Source organism: Frankia sp. CcI156 (assembly GCF_001983015.1).
In the GTDB taxonomy this organism is placed as follows: Bacteria; Actinomycetota; Actinomycetes; order Frankiales; family Frankiaceae; genus Frankia; species Frankia casuarinae.
This window is the reverse complement of the sequence record NZ_MOMD01000064.1, coordinates 16,119-36,922: the sequence shown is the minus strand read 5'-3', so window position 1 is coordinate 36,922 and position 20,804 is coordinate 16,119. Positions and strand designations below refer to the sequence as shown.

The following is a 20,804-nucleotide window of genomic DNA, read 5'->3' as shown; positions in this document are numbered from 1 at the left end:
ATCGCCGCATACTTGATTGCTGTGTACTCGGTTCACAGACTACACCACCGTCATCGGCGACGAAAGCCACCATCCCACCCGGGTCCGACACGTCGGCCGGTGAATGCGCAGGACCTGAGCACGGTCCACGGTCCCCTGGACCGTGCCTTGCCCCCCACAACGTGGCCACCGCGCATGGGACCACCGCGCATGGACCACCGCGCATGGGACCACCGCGCATGGACCACCGCGCATGGGACCACCGCGCATGGGACCACCGCGCGATCATGCGGACCCGACCTCGTGAACGCTCGCGCGGGTCAGTGCTCAGGGCATCCGGGCGACACCGCCGTACCAGCTGACCTGGGCATCGGTCGGGCCGTCCGGGGTCACCTCGGCCCGCCAGCGATGGACGATCTGCACTCCCGGCTCGACGAGCTCCAGACCGTCGAAAAAACGTTCGACTTCGGCGCGGGTACGCGTCGTGAGGGGGATCCCCCGCTGCCGGTAGACCTCGACAAGCCGTCCGGCCTCCCCCGGCGCGGCATCGGCCGTGCAGTGAGTGAACGCCAGATAGCTACCCGAGGGCAGGGCGTCGAGGTAGCGACGGACAAGGCCGTAGGGATCATCGGAATCGGGAAGAAAATGCATGATCGCGATCAGGGACAGCGCGATGGGGCGGCTCAGGTCGAGCGTGTCGCGTACCTCGGCCGAAGCCAGGATCTTCCCCGGTTCCCGCAGGTCGGCGTTCAGATAGGCGATACGACCCTCGGGTGTGCYGGTCAGCAGGGCGCGAGCGTGCACGAGGACGATCGGTACCACCCTTTGGTTACACATGGCAAGTCGTACTCGCATGTCGGCCGTGAGCGCCGATGGGCGCGCATGGCGGTGTTCTGGGCGCGTAGGCGACGGCGGTCCCTTGCTCGGGAGGTTAGGCGGCGGGTGGTCGCCGGACGAGCACGCCCGCGATGAGGGCGGCGACCGCTGGCGGGACGGGCGGGGCCTCGGCGAGCGTTTCGGCCATCCAGCGCGCTACCGCGTCGGCGTCGTCGCCGTCCGACTCGGCATCGTGGGCGTCCCGGGTGCTGGCCGTCGAGCGGAGCGTCGGTCCGCCGGCGTCCGGCACCGCTGTGACGTCGTCCCTGTCTGTGTCMGCCGCGCTGGTCTGCGGCGGCCCGTCTCCGGTCTGCGCTGGTTTGTCGTGCGAGTCGGCGGAGACGGGACGGCGGAGACGGGACGGATCGACCACGGCACCTCACAGAACGGGCGGGGGAATTCGGCGAATAAACGCTAACCGCACTATCCGTTCCTGCCAAGTGCACGCATTCCGTCAACCACCCCTGCCCCGTGGCCATGATTAGATACGATGCCAGTAGTGGCATTAAAGTCTTGGCCTGCTTGGGTACGGGTCAGATGCCCGTTGAGCTGCGCAGATGCGCCACCCCGGGTGTACCCACTAAGCAGGTACACCGTTGGGGCCTCCGTTGGGGCCACGGACGGGGCATCGGTTGGGACATCCGGCAAATCGGAACATTCACCGCGAACCCGACACAAGTATGTGAGCGAGATCACAGTAAAGAGGGGTTCCCTGTGGGCCTGCTGGCGTCCGCGCCAGATGCCGCTGTCAGGAAGGTCCGACAGCTACGGCTGTCGCTCGCCGTAAAGCGCGCGAGCTGTCCTCGCTACCGGAGAACTGCACAGAAAGGGACCACATCACGCATCCGCGGCCCGCTCTTATACTTTGAACAGTACCCGTTKGGTATTTAAGTCGCGGAGTGTTTGGGTGGGTGTGGAAGGTGCTGYGAGCTGCGCCAGGTCGGCATCTCAGACCCACCCATCTTTACGGGTGGTCCGGTGGGCGGGCCGATGGGTGGTCCGGTGGGCGGACGGACGGGAAGTTGGACAATTCATACCGAACGGGGGGAACGTAGCGGACCCATGTGGGAGCCTGCGAGCGTGCGGATGCCCAGCGGCCGGGGGCCGTCCAGATGTGAACACGTGGCCTGTAGGGCTACGAGTCGGGCTGTCCTCGGGCAGTCCCAGCGGAGCCGGTGGCCTGCGCCAGCGGCGCGCCCTTGCGGGGTCGCCGCTCAAACAGGGGACCGGCACGGAGACCGGTACGGCTACCCGATGGGCAGGGGATATGCCGACACAGCGAGGCTCCCGGACGACGCCAGCGCGTCCGGCCGCGCCCTCGGCATCCGGGGCGTCGCGGTTGGTTCCCGGCGGCGGCAGCGGGGGCAGGTGGCCGGTTGGCGCACGCACGTCATGGCGTCGATCACCAGCCGGTCCGCCGGCCGCATCCGTACGCGGTCGGAGGCGTCCACCAACCGGTGAACGTCGGTGCCGTACGCGGTCGCCAGCAGCGCGAGAATCTGCGGGGTGAGCCTTCGCCGCGCAGACGTATCCGGCCAGTGCTCCAGTTCACACAAATAGGGGCCGGTGATGGAAGCCCTGCCGTCCGGGTCAAGGCCGAGACGGGCCGCTTGCCGGTTGATATGGTCGGCGGCTTGTAGCTGCGTCCAGCCGTGCGCGTGGCGGAAAGCGGCGCGGGGGCGAAGTTGATAACGTCGGATGAACTCACCTGCTATCTCAGCCTGCGTCATTCCCGCATGCAACAGGTGGACCCGTAGCGCATTCTGTTCCGCTCTTCCCCCAGCTCGCCCCATGTTCCCCCCTTTCCCGGTCAGGTTGCGATGCGTCAGGCCCGGTGTGTCATGGCTTCGGGCGAGCGTCGGCCGGTCGGGGTCTGGTGCCACGGGTCCAGCGCGCGCAGCGCGTCAGCGACCCGCCGCAGGGTCTCCGGGTCGGTGCGGTAGACGACCGGTGCGGTAGGCTGCGGCCCGACCCTCGGTCGCCGCGTCGGCATCGGCGTAGGGGCCTGCGTCGGCGGCGCGGTCCGCAAACCACCGGGAATCTCAGCCCAGACAACTTTTCCKCCGGTCTTTACTCTCCACCACGACCATTGGCGCGACAGCGCGTCGACCATCAACAGGCCACGTCCGTCCTCGCTGAACACGTCCGGGCTTTCGATACGGGGAGCGGTGTCGTTCCCGTCCCACACTTCGACAAGGACGTTCCCGCCTGTGGCGGTAAGCCGTATGGCCACCACGTCTTCCGGGCGGCTCGCTTTCACCGCATTCGAGGCCAATTCACACACGACGAGTTCGGCGCTACTGACGGCGTCCGTGTCCACCGACCATTCCGTGAGCGTGCGGACCGTGCTCGTACGCACCTCGGGGACTGCGGCGGCTGTCGGGGGGAAGTGCGCCACGGCCACACGGACCACCGGCGACGGGTCGGCCGCTGTCATGCCGAGCCCCTGATCGTGTCTGGCCGGTGTCCGGTCGATATGGCACACGAGATCATCCCCGCCCGTCGTCGCTGGCCTGGCGCTGTCCCCGCCGGGCCTTGCCTTGCGGCGGTACGTCCGGCGGGGACAGCGGACTGTGCGGGGGACAGCCCGTGCCGTGGTGCGGCCTGCGTGACCTGATCTGCACGGATCGTCCCCTGCCAGGGCATCATGACCCTGTGCACTTCCGGATGCAAGTACGCTCGGAAGTACATTTGAACTTGTTGTGGTCCCTGTGGCCAGGGAGGGACGCGACGGTGCCAGACTGTGACGTCACCTGGTCAACACGCAGTGGAGGGGACGTGGCAGCACGATCGGGGCCAACGGTCCGACGACGCCGACTCGGCCTCGAACTACGGCAGCTGCGCGAAGCGGCCGGTCTGACCGCAGCGGAAGCGGCGAAGGCCATCCGCGGTTCCGAGGCCAAGATCAGTCGGATGGAGAACGGACTCGTCTCGTTCCGCGCAATCGACGTCAGCGATCTCCTGCACGCCTACGGCATCACCGACGACGCCCGCCGAGAGGCGATCCTCGCGCTGGCCAAGGAGACACGACAGCCCGGCTGGTGGCACACCTACGGGGACGTCGTGCCGCGCTGGTTCGAGGTCTACGTAGGACTCGAAGCCGAGGCAAGCTACATCGCGACGTTCGAGGTACTGCTCGTCCCCGGCCTGCTCCAGACCGCCGACTACGCCCGCGCGGTCATGCAGGCCGCGACGCCACAGGTCAGCGACGCCGAGATCGACCGCGCCGTCGAACTCCGGCTCGGCCGCCAGAAGGTACTGACCGCCGACCCGCCGCCGCAGCTCTGGGTGATCCTCGACGAAGCCGCCGTCCGCCGCACCGTGGGCGGACCAGACGTGATGCGCGCCCAGCTCGCCCACCTGATCGACATCTCCCGCCGTCCCGGCATCACGATCCAGGTACTCCCGTTCCACCTGGGCGCGCACGCGGGCATGGGCGGCTCGTTCGTCCTGCTGGGTTTCCCGGACGGCGACAACGCACCGGAGATCGTCTACATCGACCAGGCAACCGGAAGCCTCTACCTCGACCGGCCCGGAGACGTCAGCCAGTACCGAGAGCGGATGGATAGGCTTCGGGCATCCGCCTACGATGAGAACGCATCGCGACGGGTGATCGCAGACGCGATGGAAGGTACCGACGATGACCACGCTACGTGACAGCCAGCTCCACTGGCGCAAGAGCAGCTACAGCAACGGCAACGGCGGCAACTGCGTCGAAGTCGCCGACCTGCCTGACGGCGGCCGAGCCGTCCGGGACTCCAAGGACCGTAGCGGCCCGACCCTCGTCTTCACCGCCGCCGAGTGGGCCGCGTTCGTCGCGGGCGTCCGCGACGGCGAGTTCGGCTCCTGACACCAGGCCCGGCGGCCACCGGGACCGGGCGCGCGGGCGTCGCAGGCGGGGGTCTCCCACGCCCAGCGACGCCCGCTTTGCTGTGAAGAACGCGAACGCGATCAGTCCAGACCACGTGACGGTGTCGTACAGCTTTCCTTGATAGTCGTCCTATCAAAATCTGGGCGACGCAAAACCAACGCGCATCCACGCATGCTAGACAAGCGTGTAGATTCCGTGTTTGAGCGGCAAAGGTGCTCGGACCTCGTGGCTCTCCRACCACGTCGTCGATCACGAGGGCGATACGTGAGGGGCACTCTTTGTGGCCACCATTCTAGGATCGTACAGATTCGTAGTGGAGGGCCGGTGCGCGTTCGAGATCTAAGATGAAGCTGCGGGGCGGCTCGTTGGATTCGCTGTCCAGGGTCAGAATGTAGCCTGCGGCCRTGTAGGTCGTGGGCCCGGTGCGGGTGAGGCGGTCGCGAGTGCCACGGCGCCACAGATAAAGATCCCCATTGTGTCGTGAGAGTTGGAGCCTGCCAGGGACTTGGTCGCAAATGTATGCGCCAAGGCTGGTGTGCTGCGCCGCTTCGCGGTCATGTGGGTCGGACGGCCCAGCCGGAACCGCGGCCTTTTGGYGTGCGTCGACTACCTGTGTGAGGAAGCGGGCGATGTCTTGGTTAGGATCACCTCGGAGGGCCGCGAGAGCCCCGGYGGCGATATGGTCTGCGGCGATTTCGGCATGGTTGGATAGGCAAACGACGTGCAGGCCCTCGTACGTGAGGTGGGTGGATGCGGAAAATCCCTGTTCGTGGCCGTGGTGGAAGACGGTGCCACGTGCGGGCCGAGGGTCAGCGTATAGGCCCGGGCCGTACAGATGGGGTTGATGGTCGCTGGCCCGATAGGAGATTTCCTTTCCAAAGGGTAGCGATTCCTGACGGGGTTCGTTCCATTCCTGCTGGAGAAAGCCAAGCCAGCGGTCCAGGTCGTCCACATTGCACCACAGCGATCCCGGTCCGGGCAGAGCGACCGGGGTTTCGCAATGTTCCCATCCGTTGCCGGTAGGCCGGTAGCTGGCGGCGGCCCCGGGGACTACTTCGCGAGGATCGGCTTTAAAGTGCGCGGAAGGCATGCCGAGCGGGGAGAACAGCAGGGTCCGGGCAAGTTCGTCGAGGCCGGTCCCATGAACAGCCCTGAGGATCTGCGCGAGAAGGAGATAGCCGGTGTTGCTGTAGAGGAAACGGCCCGGTGGGACCGCTCGTTTGGTCTGCCGGTAGGCCAGTCCCAAAAGATCGTCGGCGGTGTAGTGGTCCAGCTCACGGAATCCGGCCAGAGACAGCAGGGTCTCGGCATCGCGGACGCCGCCATGGTGGACGACGAGATCCGCGACAGTGAGGCCAGGTATCTGAAGGCGAGGCAGGAAATGCCGCGCAGGCTGGTCGAGAGCCAGCCTGCCTTCCCGAGCCGCCTGAACGATCAGGTAAGCAGTGATCTGCTTACCTGCCGAGCCGATGTTGAATGTCGTTGTCCGGTCAATGGCGACGTTGTGTTCGAGGCGAGCCTTGCCGACGTGCGCGTGTACGGGCGGCTCGTCCGGTGGACGCACGAGCAGGGAAACCCCAGGGCTCTGATCCTCCACAATAGCGGCGGTCACAAGGCTAGGGCCTCCTGGTAGATGGTGTGCAGACAGCCACGTAGCCCAACGTCATCGACGAGGGCGAGAGCCTGCGCGTGGTCGTGGATGGTGGCCGCGAGGAAGCGGCGCTGCTCGTCGAGATAGCCAGTCAGAAACCGAGCAATGGCGCCCTCCGCAGATCCCAGAACGCGGGACGTGTAAATCATCATAAGCGGGAAGGCCCAGCACGCGTGCAAGAAGCCGAAGGCGGGGCGGTTGGTCCCCTTCCACGGAGAGAAGAAGCGGGGTTCCTCAGGCAAGGTACAGCCMGTGGCGGCGAACGCGTCGTTGAGCCAGTTGTGCCCAGCCTCATGGACGAGGTCGCGGGCGAGTACGGCGGGCTCACCGTAATGATCGCAGAAGACTGTGCCCGGCAGTCGGGTGATGGTCCAGCTATCCAAGGTGTCACCGACGGACTTCTGGCGAAGGAGGCAGAGCACGACGGCGTGGCCAGCAAGCAGGTCCGCAAAGCCGATCTCGGCTGCCACGGCGTACGCGGCGCTCGCGATCTCCCTCAGCTTGTCGGGGGCCGAGACTGTACCGGGGCCAAGAACGTAGTAGGGCGTCTCGGAGATCTCTGAGCGGGACAGGCGGGCCAAGTCAGGGGCCACAACGACGCGCGGTCCGACTGCCGTAGGTGTTGACAGCGCCGGGGCGTTCGCGTCGGGATGTTGTCTGTACCAGTCGAAAATGGCGGGTTCGCGGTCACGAGCAGCTGCCTCTGCCCCTTGAAGAACATGGTGGGCAAGCGTGTAGGCGGTTGCGACAGAGGCCCGGGTAAGGGAAGCGTAGGTGGAACACGTGGTAGCCGGATCGACGAGGTCGCGAATTCGGCGGGTCCGCTTCTGGTGTAGGTGGTGGATAGGCGCGAAGGCAAAGGCAGCCTGCACGTCCACGGTCGGGCTCCCGAGTCAAGTGTGAGCCCTGGGGCCAGAAGAATCCTGACCCCAGGGCATGCCACGGTCGGCGTGGGCTTCTACGCCTGCGTCGAGGACGGGTCCGTCTCGGTGCCGGTTGTCCAGCCGTCGGCCGAAACGCTGGAGGTGTGGGAAGTGGTTCGGACACCCGTGTCGTCACCGCGAAGGTTCTCCACGGCGGCGAGGAAGTCGTTGAACCGGTCGTCGCTGTCCATGTTGGCCATCCTTCTTGATGGTGGGGATGTGTGAGGAGGGTGGTTCGCTGGGATTGGGGGTGCGCGCGACGTTGGCATCGCCGAGTCCTTTCGTCAGAGTCTCATCCGTCGTGGTGAACCGGCGCAGCAGCATCTGCGGCGGCCTGGTGCAGGGCATCACGCAGGTCACCCATTGCGGGCCGGTCACCTGGTATGGGGGCAAGTGCCGCGACGATCAAGTCCCGAAGGGGCGATGGGACAGCGGAGAGCCTGGGGGCACTTCCGTAGCGGGGAATGTCTGCGCAGAGGAATCGATAGGTTAGGACCGCGAGGCTGAAGACGTCGGCAGTTTCCGTTGCGGTGTTGTAGGCCRTGGCGTACTCGGGGGGCCAGTGCACCTCCGGGCCCCGGCTCACAGGCCCGCGAGGGATGCCGGTGCGGCGCGCGGCACCGAGATCCGTCACGTACCCGCGGCCGTCTTGGATCAGGATATTTTCCTGATAAACGTCTCGGTGCACGATCCCGCGTGTATGAAGGGCGTCGAGTCCGCTGGCAACGTCAGCGAGGATGTTTAGTCCGGCGAGTTGGGAGCGGAGATCCATGGCGACGCTCTGGATGATCAGAGATCGGAAGTTTCCGGTCGGATAGTAAGGCATGGTGTACCAGTCGAAACGATCGGTCTGGCCGGTTTCGAGCAGTGACACAACGTGAGGTGCGTCGGAGGCGTCGCGGGCGAGGTCGATCTCGTGGCGGAAGTCTTCGCGGGTCAATGCCCGCTGTTCCTCTGTCAGTTCGATGTACCAGTAGAAGCCATAGGCGGCTGGCCGTTCGTCCTCGTCGAGTTCCGCCAGCACGTGATTGCTTCCGAAACCGGCCTTGAGAACTATCGGCGGCAGGCTGGCGCGGCTGGCGAGGATGAGGGTGCTGGCGCGGGTAAATGCCAGCAGGTCGTGCACTTGCCATCCGGCGGCGTGGACCTGGTCGAGTACCCAGGACGCTGGATGCAGCGGATGCAGGCGCATGATGTCGTTCCTCATGTCCCGGCCACGATCTGAGGGGCTTGGCGCAGATAGTCCAGGCAGTCGGTCGCCACGCGGTCAACGTCGTGTTCGATGGTGCAGGGATATCGCAGCACGGGAAGACGGGTGGTCTGGGTCCAGATAGTCGCAGCCCGCTGGTAGAGGTCGGCGAGTTGGGTTGCTGTGGCGGGGTCTTCGCCGAAGCGGCGCGCTGCGGTCCTGTGGCCAAGCCTGCTTTCGCACACTGAGGGCGGGGTGGTCAGGAGCACTGTGAGCTGTGGGCAGGCAGGGGTGGCATCGGCCAACTGCTGCACGAAGTCATCAACAGCCTCCTGGTACAGCAACGCGAGTAGACAAGCTGTGGACAGAATGAGTCGGTCAGCGATCACGGACCCACGCGACAGTGCCGGTATGAGGTTGTGTCGGGCGTGTAGTTCCAGGTCCAGACGTACGGCGCGGGTGGCGTCCCGCAGGTCCGGGGCCGGTCGGCCCGCTCGAAGCTCGATGATGGTGCGGGTGGCGTCCAGAGAGAGCCAGGAGAATTGGCCAATGTGTGCAACAGCGATGTTCTCAGCGGCCGCGGCGGCAAGCACGCGGTCGCGTACGGTGCTCTTTCCTGCGCCGGCTATCCCCTCAATGGCCAGGAGCATGCCCGTTACCTCCGGACCGTATCGAAGGTTGGTGGCCGGCTTCGGAGATGAGCCAACTGATGAACTTTGCAACTCGGCCTCGGATCACTGGCTCGGTGCCATGGGYCAGCTGGGAGCCGTAGAACAACGCCGTTCCCGGCGCGGGCGTCACGCTCCACCGTGTGMGGGGCATTCTGGTGAACCAGTCTGCGGAGTGATCGGCACCGTCGTGGGCCAGGCACATCCCGGGCGTGTATCCGTGGACTGAGGCATCCCCAAGGGGAGGGCTCCACAGGTGGTTGCTGGAAGTGGTCTCGACATAGAAGGCTCCGCCTGCGTCCGCATCGTCGATCAGGACGCTGATCCCGGCAATCTGGCGCGGCCAGCGGAGTGGGTCAGGAGCGATCCCGTCGAGGTGTGCGGTGATGTGCTGGCCGGGGCCGTACTCGACGTAGGTCCACGGACGKCACGCCGTGATAGACGGCATGACTCGTGCGAGCACCGGCTTGGCGCGGCTGAAGGCGCGTTGCAGTAATCTTTCGGCCTCGCTCGGGATGTGTGCAACCTCGACGCGGCCAGCCGGCTCGTAGACGGCCATGGCCTGCTCGGCGGAGTGGCCGGGGATTTCGTGGATGGACGTGGTGCGAGCGTCACCGAAACGGGCTGAGTGCTGACCATCCAGGAAACCCGCCATGATCGCGACGAGACGGGTCCGTTCCTTGGCGTCAAGAAACCCTTCGACGCTGCCGACACCTACTGTCTCGGCCATATGTATCACGACTGGCTCCCCGTACGAAGCAGCACGCGACGGACGTCATCGAGGCCGGCACAGTGGTTGAGCCAGCCGACAACCGGACGCTGAGCCGTCGCGCTCAGGTCATCCCACAGCGCCAAGAGTTCCCCGATCAACGGCAGCTCGTCCGCGCTCGGCAGAGTCAGCCTGTCGGCTCTGGTCTCGATCTCGGCCATCACCCGACACGAAACGTGGTGCTGTGCGGCGAAGACACGGCCAAGGCGGTCTGCCGCTGCCCGCTGGCACGCACGGACGATCGCTTCGCCAGGCTGGACGTGGTGGTAGGCGTGGTACTCGGTCTCCACCCAGCACGCTGCGACAGCCTCGGCCGACCCCCTCACGCAACAGGTCGCGCAGCAATCGCTTCCCTGGCCGGGGCAGTCTCGCCGAAACGCGGGGATGGTCGCAGCGACTTCGGCAATGGCAGCCCAAGCAGTCGACGCCAGCAGTCTCTCAACGGTGGGGCGGCGGCTGAGGGCAGAATGGTGGTTGCAGCACGGAGACCCGAGACTCGGATCTACGGACGCGACCGGAAGGGCGGGCTCGATGAAGAGCGCATGAAAGTATACGATCCGTCCGAGAAGCTGATGGATCGTCGACACGTCACCGCCGCCGGTCACGTTGCGTCCAAGGCAAGCCGGTCGGTTGTTGCAGGTTGCACCGAGCAGGCGCAGACAGATCCAGGTGTCGGCTTCTCGCGACGTAGCGCGGCCACGAGCACGTTCGTTGCAGTGTCCACGGCGGCGAAGTACGCCGACCAACTAGCCCCGGGTGCCGGTCGCAGCCGCAGGTCGAGAACGGGCGTGGTCCGCCCCGTGGCCTCGCACGTCAGATCACAGCGGCCGACGAGTWGCTGAGATTGTTCCGGAAGCTCGGGTTGAGCGGTCATCGCCACTCGGCAGAGAGCAGCTGCGGTTGTTGCATATTCAGCCCGGTCACGCGGCAGGATTCCGACCCGTCGTTCGGCAGGAGGCAGTTCCCGGCCGGTGTAGCTGTGACCTTCACAGCTGTCGTAGGTGACGAGTCGCCAGTCGCAAGTGACAGCGTCGACGAGGGAGCGGATGCCGGGCTCAATTGCCTCGTGCCATCGGGGATGTGCGGGGTCGAGGTCGTCAGCCTCGTGGACGCCGGATAGACCTACCGTGTTGATGTTTCCTTCCAAGCTGGTATGAATGCGCACGTCTTCCCGTGGCGCATCCGGGTTGTTCCAGCGCGCGAGGAAGGCGGCGATATCCCGCATGCTATTCGGTTCTCTCGGACTCCAACGCAAGGTTTGACACCATGCGCCCGCCGGGTCGGCAGGTTGCGCAAGCAACGCGGCGATTCCGTYGATCATTCGGATGCGATAATCGCAGTAGGCGTCCTGGTCTCCAGCTAGGTCACTGCGCAATCGGGAGGCGAGGCATCCACCTCCGCAGGCAGTTCGATATTCGCAGGTCGCGCACCGACCCATCAGGTTCCTGGCCCCAGCGAGGATCGTCGAATGCTGCTGCGCGCCGGCCACCTGCTCGATGTCGGCTGTCTGGTCCAGCACAGTTAGGCGAGCTTGCGGCCAGGGCAGCTCGTCGCAGCTACCGAGCCGGCCGTCGGGGTAGAGCGTGAAGACGTGGTCGCACTTCAAGTTCGAGAAATGGCAGAAGGTTGTGTCGAGGCTACGTAGGCGCCTGATCGTCGACACGGCCGGCTCCARCTTCATACGGGTGAAATACCCGGCGCTGATCCAGCGGATCGTAGCTGCGATCACGAAGTCGGCGTACTGGTCCGGATCGATCGCCCAACTTGGATCTGTCTCATCCGCAACATGGGCTTGCTGAAGCTGTCGACTGATCGGTAGGCGACGGCCCGGAACCGCGGTGGGACGTCGGACGGAGGCGTCGAAGCACGGAACGAAACTGACCGCGTTAACCGCATGGAATCCGGCGATATGGTCTAGGACAGCCTCGGCYCGGCTCAGGATGGACGGAGTGACGGCACAGATGACGCCCGCCTGACGGCCGCGGTCAGCCAGCAGTTGCAAGGCTGCGGCCACGCGCGGGTACACGGGCCTGCCGTCGTAGCCGACCCGCCATCTGTTTCCTTCAGAATCCCCGTCCAACGAGATGCCGATCCGCAAGTCGGGACAGACCTCCTCGAAGAGGTCCAACCACTGCTCATCCAAGAGCACGCCGTTGGTCTGAAGTGAAACACCGACGACCGAGGGCTGCGCCGCGAGAGCAGAGAGCACGTCGGCGACGTGAGCAATACCGGCAGTAAGTGGCTCCCCGCCGTGTAGCTCCACAACGATACGCCTACCCCGGAAGAGTTCAGCGAGCCGGTGTACCTGACCGGCGTCGATCCGCGCCCCTCCCGGGGTCGCCTTGCGCTTCTCATAGCAGTAGAGACAATCGATGTTACAGGTCTCGCCGCGCAACTTCAGAATCACCGAAACGGCACTCGCAGAGTCTGCCACATCCAAGCTCCGGTAAAGCAGGTCAATTTCTTCCCGCTGCCCGGTATTGTGACTCATGACCTGCCTCCATAGTGCCGAGGGAAAGCAAAGGGTCTCAGTCGTACAGGCGCCCTAGCAAAGCTCCTTGCCCGGACTGAAGAATGTGGGCCGCCTCCAGTGGCACCCAGAAGCACTCGAAGTGGGTGGGCTCCTGTTCACCGTCATGGTCTTCCTGGCTGGCCCACCGGTCCGGCGCGGGCTCGGTGATCTCAAGATGGAAGACGTGGCGGCGCTGTATCTCGAACCGATACGGACTGATGTCGTATTCGACCTCACCGAGTTTGCGCACGATCTTGAAGTCCGTCAAGCCCGTTTCCTCGCGCGCCTCCCGCAGGGCTGCCTTCTCCGGGGTCTCGCCCTCGCGGATGCTGCCGGCCGGCACCTGGATGCCAACTTCCTCGTAGCTATAGTCGGTGTGCCGGAACACCAGCAACTTGCCATCGCGCACAATATAACACAACACTTTTTCCTTGATGCTCTTTTCGGGCATGAAGAACTCTCCTCTTGTTGGAGTCAGGAGGCGCGGCTCACCGCATCTTTGGTCGACCGAGCGCGCCACCGCGAGTCGCGATCCCATGGCGAGAGCCCATGCGATCATCGTTTCCGGCGAGCGGCAAGTATAGAACGGTCACCATCACAGTCCCGCACCACCTTGAGTCCGCCGAGCTGCTGATCATGACGCAACTGCATACGCGTCGGGTCCAGCGACGCCCGCCGAGTCTATCGGGACGAGCGTGACTTCGTGCTCACTCTGAGAAGATGCGGGCCGAAGCGCGAGCCGCTGGGTCACCTGATCGGCTCGATCGGTGAGCAGGCTTGCGGGCAGCTGACGAGGTCTTCCCAGTTCACAGCCCTATGGCCGACTGGTGGGCACCCGATCCGGCGTCATGCAGACTGGACGCCACCGCGGCCCCGGCAAGCCGGCGGGCCTGGTCCTGATTTGGATCTGGGAGTCTTACAACGATGCCGGGGAACGCGATTCGGACCGGTCTGTCTGGCGACCAGTGAGTCCGAGTCCGGACCTGGACTCCGATCACGTTCCGTCAGCGGCCCCGACGCCGGGTCGGCCACCAGTCCGGACCGACGCCGTTGCTTGGCCCGGTGATGTAGATCGCCGAGGAGGTGCCTCACGGCTTCGTCACGGGTCCGGTAGCTGCGCCCCGGCGGGAATCTCTGATGCCATGGGGAGCCATCCCCGGGTGCCGTCCGCCAACGCTGGCGAGGCACGATCATGGCATGAGCTGCGACGCCTCAGATCGACTGGCAGGGCCGAAGGTCTTGATCTTCCATTGATCTGGAGGCAAGTCGCTGTGACAGTGGTTGCGAAGCGGAAGGCTGCGGTCGCGGCGGGGCAGGCAAAACAGATCGCCAAGCGTGGGCGGGCTTTCCATACTGGGCCGGGTGGAGATCGATAGCCGGGTGAGGGCCCGGTATGAGCTGGTTGACGAGGACGACCGTCTGTGGCGGCCGGGCCTGGGTGACCTGGTCCGGCTGCGGACCTGGGACATCTTCGCGCGGTTCCTGCCCGGGCACGGCCGTGTTGTGGATGTCGGTGGCGGTCCGGGGACGCACGCGGCGCATCTTGCCGGGCGCGGCTATGACGTTCTCCTTGTTGACCCGGTCGTCCGCCATGTCGAGAGGGCGCGGGCCCGGTCCCGGTCGCAACCGCACGCGCCGTTTCGCGTCGAGCTGGGTGAGGCCCGTCGTCTTCCCGTTGCCGATCAGACGGCCGACGTCGTGCTGCTGATGGGCCCTCTCTATCACCTTGTCCAGCGGGATGACCGGGTCGCGGCGCTGCGCGAGGCGGCCCGGGTCCTTCGGCCGGGTGGTGAGGTTCTGGTCGAGGTCATCGCCCGGCACGCCTGGGTCCTCGACGCGACGAAGAAGGGCCTGTTGGGAAGCGGCGAGATCTGGGACGACTTTGACCGCAACCTGCGTGTCGGCCTCAGCCAGGACCCAGCCCAGTCGGCCGCCGGCGGCTTCTGGGCCTACTTTCACCACCCTGAGGAGCTGCGCGCGGAGTTCGACCTCGCCGGCTACCAGGACATCCGCCTGGTCGCGGTGGAGGGTTTCGCCTGGCTGYTGGGCGACCTGGAACAGCGGATGGCCGACCCTGGCGATCTGCTCAGGGCGGTCCGCCTGACCGAAACCGAACCGTCGATGCTCGGAACGAGCGCTCATGTCATCGGCGTGGCCCGCAAGCCGTAGGGCTATCGGCTGACCTGTCCAGCGCGTCGGGATGCCTCAGGCACTCTGGCGGCGCCTCAGCGCAACTGGCGAGGGACACGCGCGGCCGGTTCGTGGTGGTGAGCCCGTCGTCGGCCATGCGACAACCGTCGTTGTCGCCCGTGCTCCGACAACCATGGTTGTCGTGCAAGATCGCTGTGCAGATTGGGCGCCCAGCGCGGGTAGTCACAGCGGACTGGTCGCGGACTGGTCAATGTGGACCATTGATCGCTGGCATCGGCCGCGCGTGTCACAGCGTCGCAGGTCAAGGCCCTGGTGTCCCGGACGCGCTGTGCCGCTGGCTTTGCACGATCCCGCTGTGCCATCGCATCCTGTCCCATTGGGGGCGTTTGCCGGCACGGTGCCGCGCGCCCCGTTCGAGCTGTCGAGATCGTGCACAGCGTGCCTCCGTCACGGCGCGGGCAACGGCGCCCCCGTGACGGTGGCACTCCCGCCGACTCTTTGGCCCCGCACGCTCGGCCCGCCAACAAGTCCACGGACGCAGCAGGGGGGAAGAGGGGGCCGGAAGGGCGGTTCGGCGTGCCAGCGTGGCTCTCAGCCGCCATGGCGGGCAGGTATGACGAAGGCCCCCGGCAAGCTGCCGGGGGCCTTCGTCGGCGGTGGGGGGCTACCGGGGGTCGTTGAGGTCTCGCCACACGATCCGTACGCGCTGTGCCTTGTCGCCCTCGACGGTTCCGTTCCCGCCGACGATCACGCCGTCGATCAGTTGGGTGAGGATGACCCGCTTGGCCGCGATGTCCTCGCCGAGTCCGTCCCAGCCCGCGGCGCCGTCCACGGGCAGCGTGGCGCGTCGTCGCGCGCTGGTGTGCATCCGGGCCTCGGTCTCGCGGATCTGGCGGACGATGGCCTTGTGGGCGTCGTCGTAGGCGTCGTCTTCCATCTTCCCGGACGCCCACCGGTCCGCCAGCGCGCTCTTGCGGGCCTCCAGCGTCGCCAGCGCGGCGGCCCCAGGGTCCTCCGTCGCGGCAGGCTGGAGAACCAGCTCGTCCAGACGCTTCCGCACGGCAGCGGAGACCAGCCCGACGAGGAAGGCTTCCCCGATGCGGACCTTGGCCGGACAGCGGCCGTCGCGCCGCTGGCAGTAGAGCCGCGTGCCGTTCGTGCCGTTCCCGGTCAGTTTGTGCCCGCAGGACGCGCAGTAGACGAACCCGGCCAGCAGGCGCCGCACCTTCTGCGCATCGGTGTTGGTCCGCCGCCGTGCGTCGGTCAGGATCGCCCGGACCTGSTCCCACGTGTCGACGTCCAGCACAGCGGGCCACGCCGCTTGGCCCATGACCGCGATGGCTCCCGTGCTGCGCCGCGTGCTGCGGGTCTGGTAGCCGCGCATCCCGATCAGACGCGGGTTGACCATCATCTCCTTGAGCGTGGTCGGGTCCCACGGACGGCCCGTCACGGTCRCCACACCGTCCGCCTGAAGCTGGCGCGCGATGGCGCCCAACGGCACGCCCGCCAGCACGTCAGCGGCGATACGGCGGATGACCGCCGTCTCCTCGGGGATGACCGCGTGGAAGTCCCGTACCGGCTTGCCCGCGTGGTCGGTGGCGACGATCGGCCCGTAGCCGTAGGCCCGGCGTCCGCCGTGGTGGCGGCCCTGCTCTGCCCGCTGCTGGGCGGCCCGCGAGACACGCTCCGCCGTGCGTTCGGCCTCGCCCGCGTCGATCGAGAAGATGATGTCGGCCATCATCCGGCCATCGGCGGACGTGAAGTCCATGGTGGTGCCCTTGACCGGTACCAGGATGACGTTGCGGTCCCTGAACAGCTCGATCACGCGCATCCGGTCGGGCCGGTTGCGCAGGAACCGGTTCGACGTCCACGAGATCACCGCGTCGATCTCGCGAGCGGCGGCCATGGCCAGGATGTGTTCGAACTMCGGCCGGTAGTCCTTCGTGGCCGACAGGTCATTGTCGGTCAGCACGTCGATCAGGTCGACATCGTCACGCCTGGCGGCCAGCTCCCGGATGTCCTCGTCCTGGCGGGTGACCCCGGCTTCGATCCCTTCACGGTCATCGGAGATCCGCCGGTAGCCGATCGTGCGCAGCTTGCGAACCACCCCAGAACCGTACGCCGTGTCCCGTGTGTCCGACCAGAGTGTGATATTGGGCCTCACGCGGCCACGCTCCCCAGCTCGTGACCGCACTTCGCACAGCGGGAGCGATCGAAGAAGTTGGGGACGTGCGGGCAGGAAACGAGCGTCAGCCGCTCCCCAGCAGGCCACGCGCGGCACGTGAGCGCAGACCGATCAAACGGCCGGTAGTAGACGATGGCCCCGCCACCGTCCAGCCGGGAGACGTAGTCCACCCAGCCCAGCGACGTGGCCATGCCAACCTCGACGTCGGCAACGTCCACCGTCGCCGGGACGTCGCCGGACGGAGCCTCCTCGACAAGCCCCAGAGCGGTGCGGCCCGCGCCGGTCAGCCGGTAGGGCCGGATACGAACCAGCCCCCCGCGCAGGTCACGGAACCGGTCAGGAACCTCGACGATCAGGCCGTGCCTGACTAGGCTGTCGATCGTCCGGGCGTTGAGCTTGATCTCGGACGCGCCGCGCGCCGAGAAGTAGCCGTGACCGAAGCTGTCGGCCCGGTAGAAGACGGTGCCTTCGTGAACGAGGGTCAGCGCACGGCGCTGAGGGTCCGACAGTCGCGGGGCCTTGCTGGTGTGTGCGTCCATGGGGTCGACGGGTCGTTGTCCACGTAGATCACCCGCGTGTCGGGAGCGATACCCTGGGCGACCTCATGCAGGTTCGGCGAGGTCGGGATGCCGGTGCCGATGTCAAGAAACTGGYGGATACCCGCCTCCTTGGCAAGGAACAGGGTGGCGCGGTGGACGAACGCCCGGTTCTGCTGGGCGGCGATGCGCAGGGCCGGGAATACCTCCAGCGCCCRCTCGGCGGCTTCCCTGTCAGCGGGGAAGTTGTCCTTGCCAGCCAGAAAGTAGTCGTACATCCGCGCGGAATGCGGCACGTCCGTCCGCAGCTCCACCCGCTCCACCGTCTCCACCCGCTCCACTGGCGTGTTCCAGCGGTCATCCGTCKGGTTGTCGCTCACGTCCCGGCCCCTCAATCGCGTCTAGGTATGCTCGGCGTTCCCCGCCACCTCCATCGGACGGCCGGCTGACCTGCGGCGCTGCCGGTGCCGAGGGAGAACGGATGTGTTGTCACTGAATTATGGTGCTTCGCCTGCGGATGGTGGCAGGCGGCTTTAGGGGCTCTCCGCGGTACACCATGATCCACATTTTCCCGCCTACCATTCAGTAACGGCCGGTGGTGACGTGATGTAGTCACGGGCCGGGGTGGAAGAGGGGCGCACCCGCCACATCGACCAGGACCTGCCCCGGTCGTACACCGGGACGAACTCCCGCCGACGCATCGCCGCCGACAACCCCGTCCGCAGGCCGGTCCGCTCGGCGAGCAGCCGCRCCGGCGGCGGACGGCTCGGCGGACGGGCAACACCTCTGCGAACCGGCCGGCTGTCGACCGGGCGCGGCCAGCCCGATAGCTAYGCCGAGAAGTCGGGTAGACCCTCGACAGTCACCACCGAAAACCCCACAATCGGCGCGTGAGCGCCCATGCCCCGTGACGCTACCGCTCCACCCGACACCCCGGCATCCACCCGGACGAGCCAGACCGGCCCCGAGCCCGCCGTCCTCCAACGCAAACTCGATCTTCTCGACGCACCCATCGGATCGTCACCCGACTCCCAGGAACCCCCGCGGCCCCGACCCGACGGTGGCATCCCGGCCGCCACCGCAGCCGAACGAAAGGCAGCCCTCCTCGACGGGCCAACGCCCACTCCACGCGAGGTCTCCATCGCACGCGCGGAACAGATCCGGCTTCACCGTTCGCAAACCCGGAGAATGGATTGTCTTCACACCGGAAGGAAATGAGTAGCAATCAGCACGCATTCCCTCTACCGCCGTCGGAGGCCACCTCGACGCCGCCTATCCCGACACAACTGGTTCATAGATCTCGTGACGCCAGGCGGGCAGCACATGGTGAGATTAGTCAACGGCCCGGTCCCCAGCTATGAAGYCCGGACTTTTKAGCGGTTCGACATCCAGTTCCGGAAGATTCCCCGCAGCAGACCCCTCCCCGCCCGTTCTCCCGTGACTGGGAGGGGTTTCGCGTTCATGGCCGCCTGAGCTGCGCGCGCCAGGGGCCGTATGTACGCCTTGCTACGTCTACAGACTCGTCAGCGACCTAAAACCTAGATTTTTAAGCGGTTCTGTACACAAGGTAAATGTACTTACCACCAGCGCCCTTGTTGAGATCAACGTCGATACGCCGCCACGGTGCCTGCGGCTGAATCCCACTGTTGTCACCGAGTATGACATCCAGATCCTCTATCGGGCTGCCCAGGGCGGGCTCCCGAGTGAAGGCAGCATAAATGTAAGCGCCGCCAGCACCTTTGTTGAGATCGACGTCGATACGGTGATAGCTCGGTGGAGCAGACTCGTCCTTGTTGAGCAGGAAGATTATGTTGGTGATGGGATCTCCGGCACCTTTCTCATAGGCGAAATACAGATAAGCGCCGCCCGCGCCAGCATTGAGATCCTTGTCGATCTTTATCCAGCCGCTCGGCGCGGGCTCGCTGTCGATCAGAACGGTCAGATTCGTGACATTACTCATGCGGTTCTCCCCTTCTTGCCAGCCGAAAGGCTCATGATCGTATTGTTACATGGAGAAGTAGGTCGTGTCTGGAGAACGCCAGAAGTGCCAGGAGAGCGGCCCGACTGGGGCCCGGAGGCCCTGGCCTCGCCCTTTCCTTGCTGAATGTCAAAAATTCCGTGACCTGGGATGACGGTCTCCGAGCCGGGCCAGAAAAGTGCATCCACAAAAATGGACATCTTGCTCGTCAATGCAGGTCAGGTCGCGGCGTGGGCCGCAGCGGTGCCCCAGCCGCTGCTCACCGCGGCGGATCATGCCCGCCGCCCCGGACGGACGACGCGAATGATGCGGCGGAGGACGCCGTGCGCCTTCTTCGCCCGGCGCGGGCGACCCGCCAACCGGGCGTTCAGCTCCTCGTACCGCTCATCACCCGGTCGAACGGTTATCAGTTCGCATCGAAGGTGACTGCCGTCCGCRCCGCCGTGGGTCGTCGCGATGCTCTCGATGGAACCGTCGGGGAGCCGCATGATGATGGCCATTCCGGATCTCTCTTCTCCTCGGTGTGTGTCGTACGGGGTGGCTCGCCGCCGCCGGTCGACGGTCAGAAGCCTGGCCACTCGACGAGGCCGGTCGCGCCGAACAGGCCGGAGGCGTAGACGAGGACGCCGTGGGCCGCGTCGATGGTCAGGCAGCCCTGGTACTTCTCCCCCTGGCCGAGGGTCGCCGCGTTGAACGCCGGCTCGCAGCCGATCGTTGGCTGGACCCGCGCACCGTCCGGAGTGCGGACGAAGAAGTCGAACGGGTTGACGGCGAAGCCGGCCTTCGCCGAGGTGAACGACACCATGAAGGTCGCGAACGCCGGGCCGCTGGTGGGCTTGCTGAAACCCGAGAAGAAGGACGGGACCGCCTTCGGCGCGGCGACGCTCACCGTCGCGGCGACCTCGCCGCCCTTGCTGACCTGGAGTACCTCGCCGTACTGGGCCTGCTTCGCCCCCTGGGAGGCCCCGCCGGCCGCCGCGGCACCGCCGGGCGCGGCCGTCGCGCCGGTCGAGGAGACGGAGGTGTCGTCCAGGTTGCAGCCGGTGAGCCCGGTGAGGCCGATCAGGCCAGTGAGAACCGCGGCGACGGCGAAACGTGCAGTACTCATGAGATCCCCCGTGAAAAGGCGCGCGCCATAGCACGCCGATGAGAGTGGTGAACGAGACGTCGAATATCAGGCTGCGGGTCGATGCCGGCTGCCTGGGCAGACGGGCGAGGTCGCAAGAATGTACCGACAGGACGGCCGTGAAACCCGTCGGTATCCGAGAAAGGCGGCGAGGTCCCGCTATCGCCAGCCGATCAGATCAATCCCGGACAACAACGATTCTGAATCGCTTCGAGCTTTCTGTCAACAGCTTCGGAAAAGTCGGAAAAGGTGGATGGAGGATGGCCGTGCCCGGATCCCCCCGAGAATCCGGGCACGGCAGAATGTCGACCGCGCGCGTGGCTCGGCCGGTGGACAAGGCGAATGGAGAACTCTCGCGGACCGGTCACCTGGAAATCGGGCGGGCGGCCC

At 66.1% G+C, this 20,804-nt stretch carries 21 protein-coding genes and 1 pseudogene; 3 read left to right on the top strand and 19 right to left on the bottom strand.

The window, feature by feature from the left end; translation table 11 throughout:
- Nucleotides 1-306: 306 nt before the first annotated feature.
- From CcI156_RS20055 to CcI156_RS20040, 4 genes are all read right to left on the bottom strand, one after another.
- Nucleotides 307-816, bottom strand: coding sequence for an SAM-dependent methyltransferase (locus tag CcI156_RS20055; protein ID WP_076807522.1), 510 nt, complete (start codon nucleotides 814-816; stop codon nucleotides 307-309).
- Nucleotides 817-910: 94 nt separating this feature from the next.
- A complete protein-coding gene (locus tag CcI156_RS20050; RefSeq protein ID WP_023841720.1) occupies nucleotides 911-1,228 on the bottom strand; it encodes a hypothetical protein in 318 nt (105 codons plus the stop codon).
- Nucleotides 1,229-2,102: 874 nt separating this feature from the next.
- Entirely contained in the window at nucleotides 2,103-2,585 is a 483-nt protein-coding gene (locus CcI156_RS20045; protein WP_070982586.1) for a hypothetical protein, read from the bottom strand.
- Nucleotides 2,586-2,680: 95 nt separating this feature from the next.
- Complete coding sequence (locus tag CcI156_RS20040) at nucleotides 2,681-3,292, bottom strand: ATP-binding protein (protein ID WP_023841722.1); 612 nt, start codon at nucleotides 3,290-3,292, stop codon at nucleotides 2,681-2,683.
- 341 nt (nucleotides 3,293-3,633) lie between these two features.
- Between CcI156_RS20040 and CcI156_RS20035 the strand changes: the two genes are divergently transcribed.
- Together CcI156_RS20035 and CcI156_RS20030 are read left to right on the top strand one after the other, a co-directional pair.
- The gene (locus CcI156_RS20035) at nucleotides 3,634-4,512 is read left to right on the top strand and encodes a DUF5753 domain-containing protein (RefSeq protein WP_023841723.1); all 879 of its coding nucleotides are present in this window, start codon (nucleotides 3,634-3,636) and stop codon (nucleotides 4,510-4,512) included.
- On the top strand, nucleotides 4,496-4,705 hold the full coding sequence (locus CcI156_RS20030; protein ID WP_023841724.1) for a DUF397 domain-containing protein: 210 nt from the start codon (nucleotides 4,496-4,498) through the stop codon (nucleotides 4,703-4,705). The genes CcI156_RS20035 and CcI156_RS20030 overlap by 17 nt, the downstream gene beginning before the upstream one ends.
- Before the next feature lie 313 nt (nucleotides 4,706-5,018).
- On the opposite strand, the gene CcI156_RS20025 is transcribed toward CcI156_RS20030, so the two are convergent.
- The 9 genes from CcI156_RS20025 to CcI156_RS19990 all read right to left on the bottom strand — a co-directional run bounded on the left by CcI156_RS20025 (nucleotide 5,019) and on the right by CcI156_RS19990 (nucleotide 12,889).
- Nucleotides 5,019-6,338: a serine hydrolase gene (locus tag CcI156_RS20025; protein WP_076807520.1), complete on the bottom strand. Its 1,320-nt coding sequence runs from the start codon at nucleotides 6,336-6,338 to the stop codon at nucleotides 5,019-5,021.
- On the bottom strand, nucleotides 6,335-7,255 hold the full coding sequence (locus CcI156_RS20020) for an HEXXH motif domain-containing protein (protein ID WP_023841726.1): 921 nt from the start codon (nucleotides 7,253-7,255) through the stop codon (nucleotides 6,335-6,337). Before CcI156_RS20020 ends, CcI156_RS20025 begins: the two co-directional genes overlap by 4 nt.
- An 80-nt stretch (nucleotides 7,256-7,335) precedes the next feature.
- Entirely contained in the window at nucleotides 7,336-7,491 is a 156-nt protein-coding gene (locus CcI156_RS25935) for a hypothetical protein (RefSeq protein ID WP_023841727.1), read from the bottom strand.
- Nucleotides 7,492-7,592: 101 nt separating this feature from the next.
- Nucleotides 7,593-8,492, bottom strand: a complete 900-nt coding sequence (locus tag CcI156_RS20015; RefSeq protein WP_175637634.1) for a protein kinase — start codon at nucleotides 8,490-8,492, stop codon at nucleotides 7,593-7,595.
- An 11-nt stretch (nucleotides 8,493-8,503) separates the two neighbouring features.
- Nucleotides 8,504-9,139 carry a hypothetical protein gene (locus CcI156_RS20010; RefSeq protein ID WP_070982581.1) on the bottom strand — a complete coding sequence of 212 codons (636 nt, stop codon included), beginning with the start codon at nucleotides 9,137-9,139 and terminating at the stop codon, nucleotides 8,504-8,506.
- A complete protein-coding gene (locus CcI156_RS20005) occupies nucleotides 9,123-9,812 on the bottom strand; it encodes a 2OG-Fe(II) oxygenase (protein WP_217697725.1) in 690 nt (229 codons plus the stop codon). Before CcI156_RS20005 ends, CcI156_RS20010 begins: the two co-directional genes overlap by 17 nt.
- Before the next feature lie 80 nt (nucleotides 9,813-9,892).
- Nucleotides 9,893-10,216, bottom strand: a complete 324-nt coding sequence (locus CcI156_RS26340; protein WP_035913301.1) for a hypothetical protein — start codon at nucleotides 10,214-10,216, stop codon at nucleotides 9,893-9,895.
- A gap of 311 nt (nucleotides 10,217-10,527) precedes the next feature.
- Nucleotides 10,528-12,417, bottom strand: coding sequence for a radical SAM/SPASM domain-containing protein (locus CcI156_RS19995; protein WP_076807514.1), 1,890 nt, complete (start codon nucleotides 12,415-12,417; stop codon nucleotides 10,528-10,530).
- Nucleotides 12,418-12,454: 37 nt separating this feature from the next.
- Complete coding sequence (locus CcI156_RS19990; RefSeq protein ID WP_023841733.1) at nucleotides 12,455-12,889, bottom strand: NUDIX domain-containing protein; 435 nt, start codon at nucleotides 12,887-12,889, stop codon at nucleotides 12,455-12,457.
- A 911-nt stretch (nucleotides 12,890-13,800) separates the two neighbouring features.
- Between CcI156_RS19990 and CcI156_RS19985 the strand changes: the two genes are divergently transcribed.
- Complete coding sequence (locus CcI156_RS19985) at nucleotides 13,801-14,607, top strand: bifunctional 2-polyprenyl-6-hydroxyphenol methylase/3-demethylubiquinol 3-O-methyltransferase UbiG (RefSeq protein ID WP_232235215.1); 807 nt, start codon at nucleotides 13,801-13,803, stop codon at nucleotides 14,605-14,607.
- 646 nt (nucleotides 14,608-15,253) lie between these two features.
- Here CcI156_RS19985 and CcI156_RS19980 read toward each other — a convergent pair.
- From CcI156_RS19980 to CcI156_RS19950, 6 genes and pseudogenes are all read right to left on the bottom strand, one after another.
- The gene (locus CcI156_RS19980) at nucleotides 15,254-16,696 is read right to left on the bottom strand and encodes a recombinase family protein (protein ID WP_254847525.1); all 1,443 of its coding nucleotides are present in this window, start codon (nucleotides 16,694-16,696) and stop codon (nucleotides 15,254-15,256) included.
- 53 nt (nucleotides 16,697-16,749) lie between these two features.
- Nucleotides 16,750-17,313 carry a hypothetical protein gene (locus CcI156_RS19975; RefSeq protein ID WP_023841736.1) on the bottom strand — a complete coding sequence of 188 codons (564 nt, stop codon included), beginning with the start codon at nucleotides 17,311-17,313 and terminating at the stop codon, nucleotides 16,750-16,752.
- Nucleotides 17,314-17,321: 8 nt separating this feature from the next.
- A pseudogene (locus CcI156_RS27155) lies at nucleotides 17,322-17,651 on the bottom strand (SAM-dependent methyltransferase); the annotation flags it as partial.
- 1,205 nt (nucleotides 17,652-18,856) lie between these two features.
- Nucleotides 18,857-19,270 (bottom strand): hypothetical protein, encoded by a 414-nt coding sequence (locus CcI156_RS19960; RefSeq protein ID WP_011437116.1) that lies wholly within the window; start codon nucleotides 19,268-19,270, stop codon nucleotides 18,857-18,859.
- A gap of 290 nt (nucleotides 19,271-19,560) precedes the next feature.
- A complete protein-coding gene (locus tag CcI156_RS25925) occupies nucleotides 19,561-19,788 on the bottom strand; it encodes a hypothetical protein (protein ID WP_023841739.1) in 228 nt (75 codons plus the stop codon).
- Nucleotides 19,789-19,850: 62 nt separating this feature from the next.
- Nucleotides 19,851-20,396 carry a hypothetical protein gene (locus CcI156_RS19950; protein ID WP_011437117.1) on the bottom strand — a complete coding sequence of 182 codons (546 nt, stop codon included), beginning with the start codon at nucleotides 20,394-20,396 and terminating at the stop codon, nucleotides 19,851-19,853.
- Nucleotides 20,397-20,804 lie beyond the last annotated feature (408 nt).